Source organism: Streptomyces sp. PsTaAH-137, assembly GCF_003259365.1.
In the GTDB taxonomy this organism is placed as follows: Bacteria; Actinomycetota; Actinomycetes; order Streptomycetales; family Streptomycetaceae; genus Streptomyces.
On the sequence record NZ_QLLY01000104.1, the window covers coordinates 1 to 1,284 of the forward strand.

2 pseudogenes are annotated in these 1,284 nt (G+C 71.6%); both read right to left on the bottom strand.

Annotated features, from left to right (window positions below):
• Positions 1–289, bottom strand: a pseudogene (locus tag K377_RS41210) (transcriptional regulator); the annotation flags it as partial.
• Positions 290–1,284, bottom strand: a pseudogene (locus K377_RS41215) (transcriptional regulator); the annotation flags it as partial.

Genomic DNA, 1,284 nt, shown 5'->3' on the forward strand with positions numbered 1-1,284 from the left:
CCTGACGGTAGGCGGTCTCCAGCTGGGCCAGGCTCTTCTTCGACGGGGTCGCCCTGCCCTCGGCCCAGCGCCTGAGGGTCCGGTCGGTGACGGTGAGGCCGGCCGCCCGGGCCGCGGCCTTCGCCCGCTCGGAGCGGGTGAGGTAGTTCAGGCGGGCCAGCATGCCGCGGCGCTGGGTGACCGGGGTGGCGACGAAGCCGGCCAGTGCGTCGAGCTGGCGGGCGGCGGCCTCGTACCCCTTGATGCCGCGGGCACCGAACTTGCCGAACTCAAGGTTCCTGTCGGGCACTTACTCTCCCTCTCCGGGGTGGGTGTGCTGGCCGTCCGCGGTGCCCGCCGTGTAGACGTCCTTCACCTTGACCTCGGCGACGCCGCGGCCCTCGGGGAAGACGCGGCGCCAGTCGCCGATCAGGTGGAGTTCGTCGGTGCCCATGGCGCGGACGACGGTGAGGCCCTCGTCGTGGGCCTTGAGGGCCTTCATCCAGAGGTTGGCGAAGGCCTGCGAGCGGATCAGGTGCATCCAGTCGGGGCGGTACAGCTCCCGGTTGTAGTTCGACTCCCCCATCGTGGAGACGAACTTGGAGTACATGGCCTTCACGTACTCCAGGGTCACCTCGTCGTCGTCGGCGAGCGCCGTGTCGCGGGCGTCCTTGAGGGCGACGCGGAACTTCTCCAGGAGGCCCTCGGTCGCGCCCGAGGTGTACGACTCGTGGATCTCGGGCGCCTCGCACAGCCCGTACTTCGGTCCCGACAGGCGCTGCAGCAGGCGCAGGGTGGGCTCGGTGACCCAGAGCGGTCCCGGTTCGTCGCGCTGCCCGACGGGGTTGGGCAGGACGTTCTCGTGGTCCCAGTGCGGCGGAGTGATCAGGTGGACGCCGGCCCGGCGGCGGTCGTGGCCGACGCCGCCCGAGGAGTGCTCCAGCTGTCCCAGCGGCAGGTGCGTCTTGAGGGCGGACAGGTAGGCGCCGTTGATGTCGAGGGCGGTCACCTCGTGCTCGCCGGGCGGCAGTTCGGTCCGGGTCCACTTGGGGCGGGCCTCCCAGATCCGGTCGGCGCCGTGGGAGGACTGCTTCTTGAGGATGTCGGGCATCCAGGGATGCGCGATCACCTCGTAGCGGCCGCCGATGCGGGTGGCGTCCAGGAGGGCCATCGCGTCGGGGATCGCCTTCTTCACCAGCGCGGCCGTCGCCGCCTCGACGTCCCCGCGGTGCTCGGCGAGGGCGTCCTGGACCGCCCGGCCGATGCGGTCGGCCGGTTCGTCGGAAAGCTGGAAGGCGCGGCGGG